This window comes from Microbulbifer maximicatervae (SeqCode), from assembly GCF_052467305.1.
In genome coordinates this window covers 2,369,107-2,384,148 of sequence record NZ_CP174306.1, presented here as the reverse complement: position 1 = coordinate 2,384,148, position 15,042 = coordinate 2,369,107, and the positions used below count along the sequence as shown (strand labels likewise).

Sequence of the window (15,042 nt, the reverse complement as noted above, 5' to 3'; positions counted from 1 at the left end):
AAACTGATGCAGAGCTCTATACTGGCATGATATTTCACTCATTCTGGCTCGAGGGGCAGGATGAAGCAGAAAAGTCTCAATTGGCACAAAAATACCAGCATGATGCACTAGATATTTCAGAATCAGCAAAATTGCCTTTTGGCGCCAGTGGGAATTGGTTTGTAGAGAATCGCATTATTTTCGTTAATATCGACTCTCTCCGCTTCGATATTATGAGGGAACGTAATTGAGCGATCACCTAGCTCCCAGTGCTTCGACAGAGTCCGCCGAGGATTCTTTACAGAATTCGCAGTTCCTGGTGGATTTGCGCCAGCAGATGCTGCGTTTTGCCAGTTTGCAGTTGCAGGATACACAGCTGGCTGAGGATGCCGTTCAGGAAGCATTGATGGGTGCCCTAAAGAACTCGCGCAGCTTTTCCGGTCGCTCGGCTTTGAAGACCTGGGTCTTCGCCATTCTCAAGAACAAGATTGCCGACATGTTGCGACAGAGACAGCGCTTCGTAGATGCGGATCAATTGGTTCGTGGGGATAGGGAAGAATATGATCACGATGAGCTGTTTGATCAGACGGGGCACTGGCAGAAGGATGAAAAGCCCAAACGCTGGGCTGATCCTGAGTCGGCAATTCACGATAAGCATTTCTGGCGGATCTTCGAGGCCTGTCTCAGCCATCTTCCCTCGCGCCAAGCGCAGGTCTTTATGATGAGGGAATTTATTGAGCTGGAAAGCCATGAGATCTGTGCTGCCATGGAGATTACCGTTAGCAACTTAAATGTCACATTGCACAGGGCGCGCCTTCGCTTGCGCGAGTGTCTGGAAGATAACTGGTTTGGTGTGGAGAAGTGACAATGATGAAGACCTGCCGGGAAGCCACGAGGCTGATGTCTGAGTCTCAGGAGAGGGACCTGCTCATTTCCGAGAAGGCGAGCCTGAAGTTACATCTGGCGGTTTGCACACCTTGCCGCAATTTCGGCAAGCAGATGAAGACCCTCAGGCATATCACCAAATCCTATGCTCAGGGTGGCCCCGAGAAAGCTGACAACGAAAAATAGCATTTCGCACTTGGGGCCACTTATCCAATATTGGCGTTCCTAGCGGGGAGGGCGAACCGGGCGGTAGGCGATATGGCCACCGACAAAGTGCGGTTCATACCAGTAGGACCCGCAGTGCTCATAGGTAACGTTACCAACAGTTACTGCAACACAGCTGCGAGGCAACGTATATAACCACCCGCCGACACCTACGGCTGCTGCCGTACCCCAAAATGCTGGTCCCGGGTAGGGCCAGTAGTGGGGGCGCCAAGGGGGCGGTGGGTAGGGTGGATGATGGGGGTGAAATGGGGGGTGATTGGGAAAGCGCCTTGCAAACTCCCCCGGGGCATAGCCACCGTGGAAGCCTCCACCCATCGGACGCATCCCATTAAAATGTCCCCCAATATTGAAATGAGCCCCACCACCACCAAACCGACCAAAGGCTTCGGCTGAGGGACTGGCCAATGCAGTCAGTAGTGCCCCCGTGACCAGGGCAGGCACAACCAGTTGTGCAAGGAAACCCGTCTTTTGACCGTTGCGATGCATCATGGTGTGGCCTCCTTATTGGGTTCCGCCTTCTTAAACTGGATCTGCTTGAGCTTGTCGATGGAAGGGGTAAATTGCCCGGCGGCACCAGGTTTGGCTTCCATCCATTTCAAGGTGGCAATAAAGCGCGGCTTGGCGGGGTCGCGGGTGTTAACTGTTGAAATACGCAGGGGCAGAGGCTTGTCACCAGCCTTGATCCAGATTTCCCAGTCCAGGTTTTCAGAGCGAAATGCCCAGTGCTCGGTTTTTTGGCCGTCAACCATAGGCCGGTTTACCAGAAAGCCTTCTTTGATACCGGACCAAACATTTTCCTTCCTTCCCCATTCGAGGAGGTCGGCAAAAGGAATCTCAATGCCGTAATCCTTGGCGGCTTTGGTCAAAACTTCCGCTGTAGGCTGGGGTGCTTCCATTTCTGCGAAATAACCATCGCGGGGAGCAATCACGGTAAACTTATCGCCATTGTGAATAAACTGTCGGGTAATAGAATCTGTTTTCAGGTCTACACGCAGTTGCTTCGGTGGCATTGCCATATATTTGACGGTACCGCCAATCAGGAGCTTTTCCTGATTTTCCAGAACGACCTCAGTGAATATATCGGCGTTAAACATCATCATTTTGAGGCTGGCGAGGTAGTCACCCATTCGTTTCAAGGTTGCCATCGCCTTGGGGTCTAGGGGCTCGTTTGATTCCATGGCCCCCATTTGGCCTTGAGGAGGTTTGCCTTGCTGCATTTGCCCTGGTGGCTGGGGGGGATTGCTGTCATCGTTCGATTGAGTGGGGTGCCCTGGTGGCGGGGTTTGGCCTTGGGAGCCAGTGCTATCGGGTTGCGGGGGTGGAGTCGGGTTTTGAGCGACAATCGCAGGGGCTAATGCCACCGTCGCTGCAAGAATCAGCGCCCTAGCCAAGCCACCAAAGGGTTGAAAAGCAAGCATTTACCGGTACCTCCCAATACATAGCCATAGTTGTGGCATCTGAATCAGTGTAGAGGAGAACCTTCGCGCCTGCTGTTGTGTAAAAACGAGTATTGAAACGAGACTGGCTATCCAGAATTGCTGGTCAATAAGCTGTTGTTTTACAAAACTTTTGCCGTATTTAATTGAGGCTCTGGGTTATGTTTGCTAGAGTCGGTCCATTATTGATACTAGCCTGCTCCTATGAATGTGGTTCGTCTGTCATTTTTACTGATTGCGCTGCTGATTTTCCAGACAGCTGGCGCCTTCTATGACAGTCATGATGAGCTAGAAGATATCACCATCCACTTCTCTTCAAATAATATTGATCAACTCCCGGGAGTAGCTCCTACTGACGAGCCTGATGGGGGTTCCGTCACTTTCTCGCTGCCTTCCTCCGGTGAAGAGCAATCTACGCCGACGTTGGATTTCTGTAATCACTGTTGCCATTGTCACGGAATTAATGCAACCGGGCTTTTGGGGCAGTCTTATCAACCTCTTCTTCGGGGCACTATCAGTTACAGTGACACAATCAGTGCAGCTGCGCCCTCAGGTTATTTTTCTCCACTTTTACGCCCACCTATAACCCAAGTCTGATTAGTTAAATACTGCGTGTGCCGCTATAGAAGTATGTAGCTTTTGCTCGCACACGATGATCGAGTTGTGACTTGGGAGAATTCCATGGATTTTTTTTCCACGCTCTCGCTGAGCGTGATTGGTCGTGCATCCTTTAGATTTTTGTTGACGACCGCTCTACTTATATCTGCGCAAGCTACCTCTGCGCAGAAGGGAGAAGTATTGACGCTGCCAGAGGCAATACAGAAAACTCTGGCACAAAATCCCCAGATTGCAGTTTTTCCACTCCAGCAATGGGCATTGGATGGTGCTGAGTTCACAGCCGGCCTACGTCCTGCATGGGATTTTGGTTTCGAAGCTGAGTATGCGGTATACGGAGATGATGGTTCATCAAGCTCAAGCTCAGGCTCCCCCGGCCGGCCCGGTCCGCCAAGTGACGACGATGATGATGATGACAAGGAACTTGAGCTGACTGCTTCTTTGTCATCGGTTATTGAGTTGGGGGGCAAACGCCAGGCTCGAATCGATGTTGTCAATGCTCAGCGGGACCTCTTAATTGCCGATGAGCAAGCGACAGCACTGGATGTCTTGGCCGAGGTGGTTCGTGGCTATGCGCAAGTACTCGCTGCCGCAGAATTACTGATTCTAGAAAAAGAGAAGGTCTCGCTGGCGCAAGAAGCGTTGGACGCTGTAACTACAAGGGTCAATGCTGCTGCGTCCCCCATAGCTGAACGCATGCGGGCTGAGTCTGCACTGGCGAATGCCATTTTGGCCGCCGAGGCACAGGAGCGAATGCTGAGCTACTACAAGTACGCACTATCCGCGCTGTGGGGGCAACCTACCCAGGACTTTGCAGTTGACTCCAGCGTGCTCTTCCGATTTGAGCCAAATGCCAGCTTTGATGTTCTGTACGAGCGGGCTCAGGAAAACCCTTCTATTGCCCGTTTTGCCTCTGAAGAGCGCTTGCGCGCATCTCACCTGCATCTGACACAAGCGAAGTCGACACCTGATATTGGTTGGTATGCAGGCTATCGGAACGACAAAGAAGATGATGAGAATGCTGTCGTTGTTGGCTTTAACGTGCCGCTTTTTACCGGGCGACGTAATCGGGGTAAAGAGATTTCTGCAATGGCTGAGCTGGAACAGGTTCAGTTGGATAGAGAGGCGGCATTGCTAAAGCTCTATCCCCAGCTTTTCTTGGCGGTAACGAGCCGTGAACAAGCGCTGGCCATTGTTGACGAAATGCAAAATACCGTTATTCCCACATTGCGCAAGGCGCTTTCTGAGGTTGACCGGGCCTATCGCCGGGGGCGCTATTCCTATGTTGAGTTGATCTCTGCCCGAGAGGAATTGCTCGATGCTGAGCGCTCGAGAATTGTGGCGGCACGCTCTGTTCATGTGTACGGAGCGGAAATTGAGAGATTAACTGCCCGGCCATTAGGTGTCGTGGCTGTCGAGAGCAGTAGATGAAGTTGAGTTTAAAAATGAGCAGATTAAATAGGACTTTAAAGCTAGCGATGCTGTTCCTAATCCTTTTGGTACCTCAAGGGTGGGTGGCAAATTTTAGTTATGCCAGTGGCTCCCACGGTGGAGAGCATCATCAAGAAGAAAGTAAAGGGCCACATGGGGGCCGCCTCTTAGAGCAGGGGGATCTTGTGGTTGAGCTGGCTCTGGTAGAGCGGAGTGGTAAGGCTGAATTTCGCGCGTGGATTCAGAAAAATGGAGAAGCACTGAATAATGCGGACTTGAGCCTGACTCTAGTTCGACTTGGGGGTGAGTCAGAACGAATAGCTCTTTCCCGTGATGACAATATTGATTACTGGCGCAGCCATAGAGATTTGCCTGAGCCCCATTCATTCGATATTGAACTCTCCCTGACCTACAAGGGGGGTAGTGCTGAATGGAAGTTTGAATCCTATGAGGGCCGCGTAAAGATAGCCGAGGATATGGCAGTAAAAGCTGGCATTAAAACTGCGGTTGCCGCACCAGGAGTTATTCAAGAGCGCATTACCCTTTACGGTAAAACTACTATTGATCATCATAGTCTCAGTCATGTTCGTGCTCGTTATCCTGGCACGGTTGTCACGATTGAGAAAGCATTGGGTGATTCCATACAAAAGGGGGAAAAGCTGGCAACAATTGAGTCCAATGACAGCTTGCAAACCTACTCCTTGATAGCGCCTATCAGCGGTCAGATTATTGATAAGCAGGCCAGTCGAGGGGAGTTTAGCGGTGATCGGGTGCTGTTTACGATTGCGAACTACAAGCAAATATGGGCAGAGCTTCAAGTATTCCCCACTCGCCGGGGACAAATTGCTCGCGGGCAAAAAGTTTCTATTACCGCCGATGGGCTCTCATTTGATTCGACAATTGTCAGCTTGGCACCGGGGGGCAATGGCACGCCTTTCGCAATAGCCCGCGCGATGATTGAGAATCCAGAGGACATTTGGACAACAGACCTGATGGTTCAAGCTGATGTGGTTACCCATGAGAGTCCTGCGCCTTTAGTGGTGGAAAATCAAGCGCTACAACCCTTCCGGAATTGGACAGTTGTGTTTGTAAAAGTAGGGGATGCTTATGAGATTCGCCCACTGGAACTTGGGCGGACCGATGGCAGGGTTACAGAGGTATTAAGTGGACTCAACCCTGGAGACCGCTATGTCACTGAAAACAGTTACTTAATCAAGGCGGATATAGAGAAATCCGGCGCTGCTCACCACCATTAATTGAGGCCAGAAGATGATTGAAAGCATCCTGCGCTTCTCCATTGAGCGGCGTTATTTCGTATTGTCCCTAATTTTTATTCTGGTGGGGCTCGGGGTTTGGAGTTACCAGAAACTCCCTATTGATGCGGTCCCCGATATCACCAATGTTCAGGTGCAGATTAATACTGAAGCACCTGGTTACTCGCCTTTAGAAGCTGAACAGAGAATCACCTATCCGGTAGAGGCGGCACTTGCCGGACTTCCCAACTTGGAGTACACCCGTTCGATTTCGCGCTACGGGCTATCCCAAGTGACCGTGGTTTTCAAAGAGGGGACAGATCTCTATTTTGCGCGAAACTTAATAAACAGTCGTCTGGGTACCATCGAGAGCAATCTGCCCCCGGGGTTGGAGCCGGAAATGGGGCCCATTGCCACCGGGCTTGGTGAGATCTTTATGTATACCGTGGAGGCTTTGCCCGGAGCAACCCAGCCCAATGGCCAGCCCTACGACGCCACTGCACTGCGGGAGATTCAGGATTGGATTATTAAACCGCAATTGTCTCTCGTTCCGGGGGTTACGGAACTAAATACTATCGGTGGCTATAACAAGCAGTATCACGTAACACCGGACCCCCGCCAGATGCTTAACTTCGGCGTATCTATGGAGGATATTGCCGAGGCTTTGCGTCGCAACAACGAAAGTCGAGGTGCTGGCTATCTGGAAAATAATGGACGCCAACTGTTAGTGCGTTCACCGGGACAACTACAGAATATCGGAGAAATTGAAGGCGTAGTAATTACCAGCCGATCCGGGGTGCCGGTTAAAATTTCTGATGTTGCTGAAGTGGCTATTGGTAAAGAGCTGCGTACCGGTGCTGCTACGCGAGATGGTGAAGAAACCGTATTGGGCACCGCTATGATGCTGGTGGGGGAAAACTCCCGCGAGGTGGCGCGCAATGTGGCGGAAGCTTTGGAGCAAGTAAAATCCACTGTACCTGAAGGTGTAAAGGTGGAAGCGGTTTACGATCGCACGACGCTCGTGGACAAAGCTATCGCTACAGTACAGAAAAACCTTATTGAAGGTGCGTTGCTGGTAGTCGTCGTGCTGTTCTTGCTGCTTGGAAATATTCGGGCTGCCTTTATTACGGCCGCTGTGATCCCGCTGTCCATGCTTGCCACTATATTTGGTATGGTGCAAACCGGTGTTTCTGCCAACCTGATGAGTCTCGGTGCGCTCGATTTCGGTCTGATTGTCGATGGGGCTGTAATTATCGTAGAAAATGCGATTCGCAGGCTCGCCGAAGCCCAACAGCGCAAGGGCGGTAAGTTACCTCTGCAAGAGCGACTGGAGCTGGTATTCCAGGCCACCAATGAAGTGATTCGCCCGAGCCTTTTTGGAGTGTTGATTATCACGGTGGTGTATATTCCTTTGTTCACACTGACTGGTGTCGAAGGAAAGATGTTTCACCCTATGGCCGCTACTGTGGTTATGGCGTTATTGGCTGCATTGGTTCTTTCTCTCACCGTAGTACCTGCAGCGGTTGCTGTTTTTCTCACCGGGAAAGTCAGTGAAAAAGAAAATAAGGTGATTGTTGCTACTAAGTCACTGTACAAGCCGCTTTTAATTGCCGCAATGAAAGTGCGTTGGCTGGTACTATCAGGGGCTCTTGCTTTAGTACTGTTTTGTAGTTGGCTAGCTACTACTCTCGGTTCTGAGTTTATCCCTCAGCTTAATGAGGGCGATATTGCACTACACGCTTTACGTATTCCGGGGACTGGCCTCGAGCAGTCGGTGGAAATGCAGCGTCTACTAGAGCAGCGCATTAAGGAGTTCCCCCAGGTAGACAAGGTATTTGCAAAAATTGGTACTCCAGAGGTAGCTACAGATCCAATGCCTCCGAATGTGGCTGATAACTTTGTGATCCTAAAAGCCAGAAATCAATGGCCCGATCCAAAACTGCCTCAGGAGCAATTGGTGGCAGAAATCGAAGCAGCCGTTCGAGAGCTTCCAGGTAATAACTACGAATTTACCCAGCCAATCCAGATGCGTTTCAACGAGTTGATTTCTGGTGTGCGTGCAGATCTGGGCATCAAAGTATTTGGTGATGACCTGGACCAGCTTGTCGCTTCGTCTAATCAAATCCTGGGTGTGTTAAATGGGATTGAGGGTGTAGCCGATGCTCGAGTAGAGCAGGTTGAAGGTCTGCCAGTTCTCTCTGTAGTCCCCAAGCGTATAGCGCTCGCCCGTTATGGTATCGACCTGAAAACCCTACAGGACTTGGTATCAACCGCAATTGGAGGGGAATCTGCAGGGCTGATTTATGAGGGTGACCGCCGCTTCCAATTGGTAGTAAGGCTGCCGGAAGGGCTGCGCCGGGACTATGAAAATCTTGGTGACTTACCTGTACCTTTACCCGCTGGTAGCCCGCTAGGTAGCTATGTGCCTTTGTCTGAAGTAGCCAATCTTGAAATGACACCGGCTCCCAATCAAGTCAGTCGTGAAAATGGCAAGCGCCGTGTAGTGGTAACCGCGAATGTACGCGATCGCGATTTAGGATCTTTTGTGGAGGAGGCAAAAGCCCGAATCCAACAACAGGTGTCTTTGCCTGCAGGTTACTGGTTGGTATATGGAGGTACATTTGAACAACTGGAATCTGCAAGTACGCGTCTTTCTATCGTTGTCCCGCTGACGCTTTTGGTAATCCTCGGTCTTCTAGTAATGGCTTTCGGCTCATTCAAAGATGCCTTGATCATTTTTACAGGAGTTCCCTTAGCGCTAACTGGCGGGGTGCTAGCTCTATGGCTGCGCGATATGCCTCTATCGATTTCTGCAGGGGTTGGGTTTATTGCCCTTTCTGGTGTTGCGGTTTTAAACGGCCTGGTAATGCTGTCATTTATTCGTCAGCTGCGGCAACAGGGCGGTGAGCTTTTGGTTTCGATTATTGACGGAGCAATGATTCGTCTTCGTCCTGTACTGATGACTGCTCTGGTCGCCAGCTTGGGGTTCGTGCCTATGGCATTGAATGTGGGTACCGGCGCAGAGGTACAAAGGCCCCTGGCCACGGTTGTGATTGGGGGGATTATTTCTTCCACACTTCTAACTCTGTTTGTACTTCCGTTACTTTATCGGATTGTGCATGGCAGGGGAGGAGACGAGATGGCTAAAAACTCTATTAAGTAGATGTTTCTGCCTACTTCACCTCACAAAAGAGGTGAAGTAGGTGTAGAACCAATGAGGCAAGATTCAGTTAATTTATTGACTCCTAGTGACGCTCTAAACAAAAGGTATGAGTGCAGGTCGTTCGGCTTCCTAATAAACTCCCCTATGAGTCTGTAAGATAATCTTAGTGTTTAATATACAGACTGCGTATGGTTTAAATGCATTGCTTTTATGGCGCTGTGTTTTTGTGAGTGGTACATGCCGAAAGTGACTCGATAGCTTGAGACGCCTAGTTTATGTGCAGCTGATTCATATCAAATTCTTTAGAGTGTTGATATATTTTTCAGCAAAATTTAAAGCGTTATTTCTTTTTGTCAGTGGGTCACAGTATGAAAAGACAAAAACGGAACTTTTTTCTGTTGAATAAGTGCTCAATGATATTGGATGGGCGCCGTGAGTTTGGAGTGAGGTACCTATGATAGGTTCAAAAAAATTCATGTGCACACCCAGGGATTCCAGGTTACCCAAGTTGGATACGCATAATCCTTCAAGAAAGTAGGGATTGTTGGTTTCGTATTTTTCAACCCACTCAATAATATTCCCTAAATCATAGTTCTTGTGAAAGTTAAACTTACAATATTCGCCGGACACTGCCTGCCGATCAAGTTCAATCTGTAAGTGCTTTGCCAGCTCCCAGGTGTTCTCGATATCGATATCTGGTGTAACCTCAAGAGTGGTAACTGCAGAAAAGGTACCAATAACGCTTAACTCGATTCCGGTGCCGCATAGGTCGCGGACATCCATGGGTAATAAGATTTTGATCCATTCTCTGTGATTTGGCAGTATGTTTGATGCCTGGATGGCAATAGCACAAAAAAGCGCACTAGGTCTTACTTTGTGTTTTCTGCCAATAGCTGCAACGTGAGAGAGTTCCTCCATAGGAAATTTGCGATATAAAATATGGCCCTCCCGTTCAGTAACAAAAGCGGCTTCTTCTACTGGCCATTTAAATAAATTTTCTTTAATTCCAGATGTTTGCTGGTTGGAGAAATGCTTGCTTGAATCAAAGTAGGTCTCAACAGGGTCGTATAACGGCTGTCTATCTAACCTGAATCTTCCTTGATCCAAAAAATACAAATCTAAAATGTAGAATATGATCCCGGCAGACCGGCCGTCCAATGCAGCATGATTGCTGACCATAGATATGTAGTCGACTTTGCCTAGTGAATTTAGATAGAAGGAAAGAGTATATGTACATGCTTCAACGTTGAGTCCTGTTTTACCTCTGCGAGTATATTCGTATTCAATATTAATGGGTTTTGAAAGCCCTCTTATCTCTAAAGGGATATCATCAAAGGGTACGTCGCAATACCAGCGCAGTTGCTCACCTGACTCAACACGAGCCTGTAGAAGGGGGTAAATTTTATGGATTAAAGAAAAGGCAGTTTTAAGTTGCTCAACACTCAGTGGAATTAGAACTTTATAAAAGGAAACCAGCAAGGTTCCCCCGCAAGTTCTCCTGGCTAGCTCGGTAAATAATGCTTCTTCAGGCCCCAGCACCCTGGAGAACTCTCGGCTGGACATAGGTGCTCTTTCCAAGAACAGATTGACTTAATGTCAAACTTAATAAAATAGAAGTTAAGATGCAAAAATATTGATACCTAAATATTGCTTGCTTATCTATATATACATGTTCGGAATACATAAGTGTTGGCTAAGATTTGTCGTGGCTTGATCTAATGTTGACTGGTTTGAGGTGCATTACTTGAGTGGGGGTATGGGGCAATAGCTCCTTTGGAATACATGTATGCCTTTCAATAAAGCTAGTAACGTCGCCTCCTTTTGGCAGGTTACATTAAAAATCAAGTACTGAATTTTATATGGTTTATTGGCTTAAGGTTGATGTTTGGTGAAATCTGTGAGATGTATATGATATGACTGACTGTACTTGGTTGGCGTTGCCAATATTTCCTTGCATTGATTTTTGGTGGTCACTTGTAGTGACCAATTGATTCTTTATTGGAGAATCGTACATAAGGTGAAATTGTTTGGGGGGTGGCCTTGGCTGATTAGGGAGTAATGGGCGCCTTTGCTTTACTTTTGCTTTTGTTCGTTTTTTAAGTCAAGGGTTAGTTCTCAGGTTCTAAAAGCCTCTTGATAGTGTTAATGAATTTTTCTGCAAAATTCAAAACGCTATCTCGTTTTGTGAGTGGATCACAGTACGAAAATATAAATACTGAATTACGTACCGTTGAATAGGTTAGTAGTGAGATAGGGTGAGCCCCATGTGTTTGAAATGGAATTGCCGTGATGATTTCAAAGTACTTCATTGCCGTGCCAAGCGCTTTCATGCTGCCTACATTAGATATACACATTCCTTCAGAAAAGACAGATTTCTTTTCCTCATAATCCTGAGCCCATTCAATAATATCCTCGAGTTTATATTTCTTGGGAAACATGAACTTGAATGGTTCTCCTTCTTCCGCCTGTTTATCAAGCTCAATCTGTAAGTGGCGCGCTAGTTGCCAAGTATCTTCTATGTCTATATTGGGCATGATTTCAAGAGTGGTTGCTGATGAAAAAGCACCTACTGCACTTAATCCAATTTCAGTGCCGCAGAGTTCACGAACATCCATGGGTAGTAAAATTTTTATCCAATCTTTATGGTTGGGTAATATTTTGGATGCTTGAATCGCAATGGCGCAAAACAGGGCGCTTGGCCTTACCTTGTGACTTTTCCCTATTTTTACCAGTTGTGAAATTTCTGCAATCGGAAATTGCCGATATATAGCATGACCTTCACGTTCTGATACAAAAGCAGGTTCCTCTACGGGCCAATTAAAAAGTTCATCTTTTTGAGAAGATGGTTTTTCATGGGCAAAGTATTTAGAGGAGCTAAAGTAGCTTTCGACAGCTTCATAAAGTGGTTGTCCGCCCAACCTGAATGTTCCTTCATCTTTAAAGAATATGTCCAAAATACAGAATAAAGTCATCACTGATCGGCCATCCAAAGCTGCGTGGCTGCTGACTAGTGAGATCCATTCAACTTCGTCATGGGAATTAATATAGAAAGAAAGTGTATATGTGCATTTTTCAACATCAAGGCCCGTCTTACCCCGACGATTGAATTCAGCCTCGAAATCAAGAGGCTCCTTCAATATTCGAATCTCAATTGGAATTGACTCGAATGGTACGTCGCAGCGCCATCGAAGCTTGTTGCCGGACTCAACTCTTGCCTGTAAAAGTGGGTAGATTTTATGTGCCGATGCGAAACCACTTATCAATTTTTCAACGCTAAGAGGAGTGAGTACTTTGATAAAGGAGATTACTAATGTCCCCCCGCAAGTTCGCCTTGCCAACTCGGTGAACATAGCCTCCTCTGCACCTAATACTCTGGAGAGCTCTGTAGCCGGCACAAAGTACCTCCTTTTTAAAGCCCATCCATATCATGTAAAGTAACTTGAATAGGCTTGAATCGCAAAAAACAATTGCTTAAAGATAAATGGCTGTAGATTTGATTTTGGATACTTTGTTGCAGAAGAGTAGTTAAGTGATGGTAAGTTGTACTAACAATGGTTTTATTGGTGCGGATTTTATTTAAGGGTTTTTCCAGGAAAATTCTTGTTTATTGGTCTGTAGCGGGTTTAGTGAAGTTCTTTACATTTGCTTTTACCCTACTGGGGGGGTAGTAGACTTACAGTTGGGTTTTGGACAGTAGCTTTGTGGCCAGCATGTTGTAGTTGATGTAAGCTGTGGGTGAGTGCTCTTAGTAGGGGGATATATTTGCTTATCCATTGGTTGCCCTTTGCTGAGTAAGATAATTTGCACATCTTATATAATTTATTCTGACTGGGCTTTTAAAATATGCCGGAACAACTTTTTGCACTTTTACCTTTTTGGCCTGCGATACTTGGAGCTGTAGTACTTTTTTTGCTAGCTAAATCCATCGTGATAGTGGAGCCAAAGCAGTACCACTTCGTGCTATTTCTTGGTAAGTACTGGAAAACTGCCACCCCTGGTTTCAACTTGATTATTCCCTACCTTTCTTGGGTAGACAAAAAAGCCTCAACGGCTCTACACGAAACCTCTGTTGAGTTGAGTCTAAAGACCAGTAATCATGTCACATTCGGTTTGATTCTAAAGGTTCAGCATCAGGTGTCGTCGGATGTGCAGCTTGCATACAAAGCTCTCTATGATCTAGAGAATTACCAGGCACAGCTGAAGTCGTTTGCAACAGATGCAGCTATTCCTGTTGCCAACGGCATTGAGCTAGAAGACGTTTATAACAAAAAAGAACATATAGCTGACAAGGCTAAGGAGCGCCTTCGCCAATTTTTCCACGACTTTGGTGTAGAGATTGTCGATGTATTATCAGATGAGCCGCGGCTACCCAAGTCGGTAGAGGTTCAGGCTAACAAAGTTATGGAAATGCAGCGGGAGAAGCAGGCCGCTACCTACGAGGCTGAGGCGATCCGGGAGCGCGAAGTGGGTAAGGCTAAAGCTGATGGCGAGTCCGTAAAGATTCGTATGGAGAAAATGGGGGAGGCACGACGGGTATATGCACAAAGTGCAGCCGAGGCTATTAAGGTTCTTACCAGCGCTGGTACCAGCGCAGACGAAGCGTTGCGCTTTATGACTGCCATTGCAGATAATGATGCACTGGTAACTGCTGCACGTCACGGTAGTACTGTGGTAATGGCTACCAGCCAGGCGCAGCAAGTACCTGTCGCTTTGCCGTTACCTGATAAGTCGGCTGCGGTAGCAAAACAACGATCCTTGAGGGAGTCTGAGCCTGTCTAGTAAGATCGTCCGAGGGATAGGCCTATGGGCTATCCTTTGGTAGCTTCAAAGTGAATGGCGATTTACTACCTAGGCAGCAGCAAAGAATACAGTCGACTCTTGAAAAAATGATTTCACAAGTTTTCTATTTTTTTTGATGCTCTGCAAATCTGCATTTGCACGGCTCAGTAGTGTCTCACCTTTTTTCAGCGGCTTCTTTGAGGTCCCTATATTTCTCATATGATTCCAGACCAACTCATCTGGATTTAGGTCTGGTGCATATGGCGGTAAGAACACCATTTCAAGCTTGCCATCCTGTGAATCGACATACTCCAATACCTTTTTCGATTTGTGTACTGGGTGCCCATCAACAATGAGAATCACTGGTCTTTTCTGACCTCTCTGGAAACTTTTGAAACATTTTACGCACTTTTCTGCCGTGAACTTTCCGCTATAAATATGATACCAGAAGCCACCTCTGTTCGATAAAGCTGAGATCGCATTGATTGACTGTCTTTGACCACTCGTTTTTACCACTGGAGTTTTTCCTTTTTCTCCCCCAGTTTTTTTCGCATAAGATTTAATCTTTGGGTAGACTTCCTTTACCCATTTATTCACCACCTTCTCATCTCTCTCGTAAGCTCTTCGTAGAGGCTCTTGTGGCGTCAGGCCCAGTCGATGTAGAAGTGTGCCGACACTAGAAACGCTAAGTTCAATCTTGAATCTCTCAAAAATCAAATTCGATACGATCTGACGTGTCCACAATCCGAAGTCAAAGCCATATTGCCTTGGATCGCCACCAATAATCCATCGCTTGACTTCCTCTTCTTCAATAGCTGACAGTTTTCTACCGCGTCCAGGTCTAATTTTTGGAGATAGCGCTTCGATACCTTTCTCCCGAGCAGTCCTTAACCATGGGAAAATAGTTCTGCTCCCCAGCCCTAAGCTACGACTAACCTCCGCCGCAGATTCTCCACCAAATACTCGCTGAGCAGCAATTTTACGTATGAGGTGCTGCTCCTCAGTACTAAGTTTTCTGGCATCGTATTTCATGTAATTTATATTACCAGAGTGTACTGATCATTTCTGCCCCGCTAGTAAGTAGGTGTGAAAGCCGGCGTCGACTAGAGGATACAGCAAAAAATATCGTGATAATTCGGCCTTACGGCTGACACGAGCGTAAAGCGACTTTGCTAAAATGCAGGCTGGGATGACGTTATTCCAGACGAAAATTTTAACGAGTTTTCGAGGCGTGCTTAAGGTGTGACTAGGGGGGGGCAGCTGGAATTGAGAAAAA

General features: G+C 47.4%; 13 protein-coding genes. 8 read left to right on the top strand and 5 right to left on the bottom strand.

The window, feature by feature from the left end:
- Positions 1–26 precede the first annotated feature (26 nt).
- Genes ACJJI4_RS10510 through ACJJI4_RS10500 form a run of 3 tightly spaced genes read left to right on the top strand, consistent with a single transcriptional unit; the run spans position 27 to position 1,050 of the window.
- Positions 27–230 (top strand): hypothetical protein, encoded by a 204-nt coding sequence (locus ACJJI4_RS10510; protein ID WP_444928039.1) that lies wholly within the window; start codon positions 27–29, stop codon positions 228–230.
- Positions 227–844 carry an RNA polymerase factor sigma-70 gene (locus tag ACJJI4_RS10505; protein ID WP_444928038.1) on the top strand — a complete coding sequence of 206 codons (618 nt, stop codon included), beginning with the start codon at positions 227–229 and terminating at the stop codon, positions 842–844. The genes ACJJI4_RS10510 and ACJJI4_RS10505 overlap by 4 nt, the downstream gene beginning before the upstream one ends.
- A gap of 2 nt (positions 845–846) precedes the next feature.
- Complete coding sequence (locus tag ACJJI4_RS10500) at positions 847–1,050, top strand: zf-HC2 domain-containing protein (protein ID WP_282933051.1); 204 nt, start codon at positions 847–849, stop codon at positions 1,048–1,050.
- 39 nt (positions 1,051–1,089) lie between these two features.
- Here ACJJI4_RS10500 and ACJJI4_RS10495 read toward each other — a convergent pair whose 3' ends face one another.
- Both ACJJI4_RS10495 and ACJJI4_RS10490 read right to left on the bottom strand, forming a co-directional pair.
- On the bottom strand, positions 1,090–1,578 hold the full coding sequence (locus tag ACJJI4_RS10495) for a hypothetical protein (protein WP_413662207.1): 489 nt from the start codon (positions 1,576–1,578) through the stop codon (positions 1,090–1,092).
- A complete protein-coding gene (locus ACJJI4_RS10490; protein ID WP_444928037.1) occupies positions 1,575–2,507 on the bottom strand; it encodes a DUF2092 domain-containing protein in 933 nt (310 codons plus the stop codon). Before ACJJI4_RS10490 ends, ACJJI4_RS10495 begins: the two co-directional genes overlap by 4 nt.
- Positions 2,508–2,729: 222 nt before the next feature.
- Between ACJJI4_RS10490 and ACJJI4_RS10485 the strand changes: the two genes are divergently transcribed.
- The 4 genes from ACJJI4_RS10485 to ACJJI4_RS10470 all read left to right on the top strand — a co-directional run bounded on the left by ACJJI4_RS10485 (position 2,730) and on the right by ACJJI4_RS10470 (position 8,987).
- Positions 2,730–3,122, top strand: coding sequence for a hypothetical protein (locus ACJJI4_RS10485; protein ID WP_444928036.1), 393 nt, complete (start codon positions 2,730–2,732; stop codon positions 3,120–3,122).
- Positions 3,123–3,206: 84 nt separating this feature from the next.
- On the top strand, positions 3,207–4,571 hold the full coding sequence (locus ACJJI4_RS10480; protein WP_444928035.1) for a TolC family protein: 1,365 nt from the start codon (positions 3,207–3,209) through the stop codon (positions 4,569–4,571).
- Positions 4,572–4,585: 14 nt separating this feature from the next.
- Entirely contained in the window at positions 4,586–5,827 is a 1,242-nt protein-coding gene (locus tag ACJJI4_RS10475; protein WP_444928034.1) for an efflux RND transporter periplasmic adaptor subunit, read from the top strand.
- 13 nt (positions 5,828–5,840) lie between these two features.
- Positions 5,841–8,987 carry an efflux RND transporter permease subunit gene (locus ACJJI4_RS10470; protein WP_444928033.1) on the top strand — a complete coding sequence of 1,049 codons (3,147 nt, stop codon included), beginning with the start codon at positions 5,841–5,843 and terminating at the stop codon, positions 8,985–8,987.
- 288 nt (positions 8,988–9,275) lie between these two features.
- On the opposite strand, the gene ACJJI4_RS10465 is transcribed toward ACJJI4_RS10470, so the two are convergent.
- Both ACJJI4_RS10465 and ACJJI4_RS10460 read right to left on the bottom strand, forming a co-directional pair.
- Positions 9,276–10,550 carry a hypothetical protein gene (locus ACJJI4_RS10465; RefSeq protein ID WP_444928032.1) on the bottom strand — a complete coding sequence of 425 codons (1,275 nt, stop codon included), beginning with the start codon at positions 10,548–10,550 and terminating at the stop codon, positions 9,276–9,278.
- A 545-nt stretch (positions 10,551–11,095) separates the two neighbouring features.
- The gene (locus ACJJI4_RS10460; protein WP_444928031.1) at positions 11,096–12,382 is read right to left on the bottom strand and encodes a hypothetical protein; all 1,287 of its coding nucleotides are present in this window, start codon (positions 12,380–12,382) and stop codon (positions 11,096–11,098) included.
- Between the two features lie 448 nt (positions 12,383–12,830).
- Here ACJJI4_RS10460 and ACJJI4_RS10455 point away from each other — a divergent pair, with 448 nt between their 5' ends.
- Positions 12,831–13,766, top strand: coding sequence for an SPFH domain-containing protein (locus ACJJI4_RS10455; protein WP_444928030.1), 936 nt, complete (start codon positions 12,831–12,833; stop codon positions 13,764–13,766).
- A 69-nt stretch (positions 13,767–13,835) separates the two neighbouring features.
- On the opposite strand, the gene ACJJI4_RS10450 is transcribed toward ACJJI4_RS10455, so the two are convergent.
- Positions 13,836–14,798, bottom strand: a complete 963-nt coding sequence (locus ACJJI4_RS10450) for an IS630 family transposase (RefSeq protein ID WP_444928029.1) — start codon at positions 14,796–14,798, stop codon at positions 13,836–13,838.
- Between the last annotated feature and the right edge of the window lie 244 nt (positions 14,799–15,042).

Coding starts and splice junctions, on each gene's coding strand:
- ACJJI4_RS10510 (WP_444928039.1), top strand. CDS start 27: ATGATATTTCACTCATTCTGGCTCGAGGGGCAGGATGAAGCAGAAAAG.
- ACJJI4_RS10480 (WP_444928035.1), top strand. CDS start 3,207: ATGGATTTTTTTTCCACGCTCTCGCTGAGCGTGATTGGTCGTGCATCC.
- ACJJI4_RS10485 (WP_444928036.1), top strand. CDS start 2,730: ATGAATGTGGTTCGTCTGTCATTTTTACTGATTGCGCTGCTGATTTTC.
- ACJJI4_RS10450 (WP_444928029.1), bottom strand. CDS start 14,798: ATGAAATACGATGCCAGAAAACTTAGTACTGAGGAGCAGCACCTCATA.
- ACJJI4_RS10470 (WP_444928033.1), top strand. CDS start 5,841: ATGATTGAAAGCATCCTGCGCTTCTCCATTGAGCGGCGTTATTTCGTA.
- ACJJI4_RS10455 (WP_444928030.1), top strand. CDS start 12,831: ATGCCGGAACAACTTTTTGCACTTTTACCTTTTTGGCCTGCGATACTT.
- ACJJI4_RS10495 (WP_413662207.1), bottom strand. CDS start 1,578: ATGATGCATCGCAACGGTCAAAAGACGGGTTTCCTTGCACAACTGGTT.
- ACJJI4_RS10500 (WP_282933051.1), top strand. CDS start 847: ATGATGAAGACCTGCCGGGAAGCCACGAGGCTGATGTCTGAGTCTCAG.
- ACJJI4_RS10465 (WP_444928032.1), bottom strand. CDS start 10,550: ATGTCCAGCCGAGAGTTCTCCAGGGTGCTGGGGCCTGAAGAAGCATTA.
- ACJJI4_RS10490 (WP_444928037.1), bottom strand. CDS start 2,507: ATGCTTGCTTTTCAACCCTTTGGTGGCTTGGCTAGGGCGCTGATTCTT.
- ACJJI4_RS10475 (WP_444928034.1), top strand. CDS start 4,586: ATGAGCAGATTAAATAGGACTTTAAAGCTAGCGATGCTGTTCCTAATC.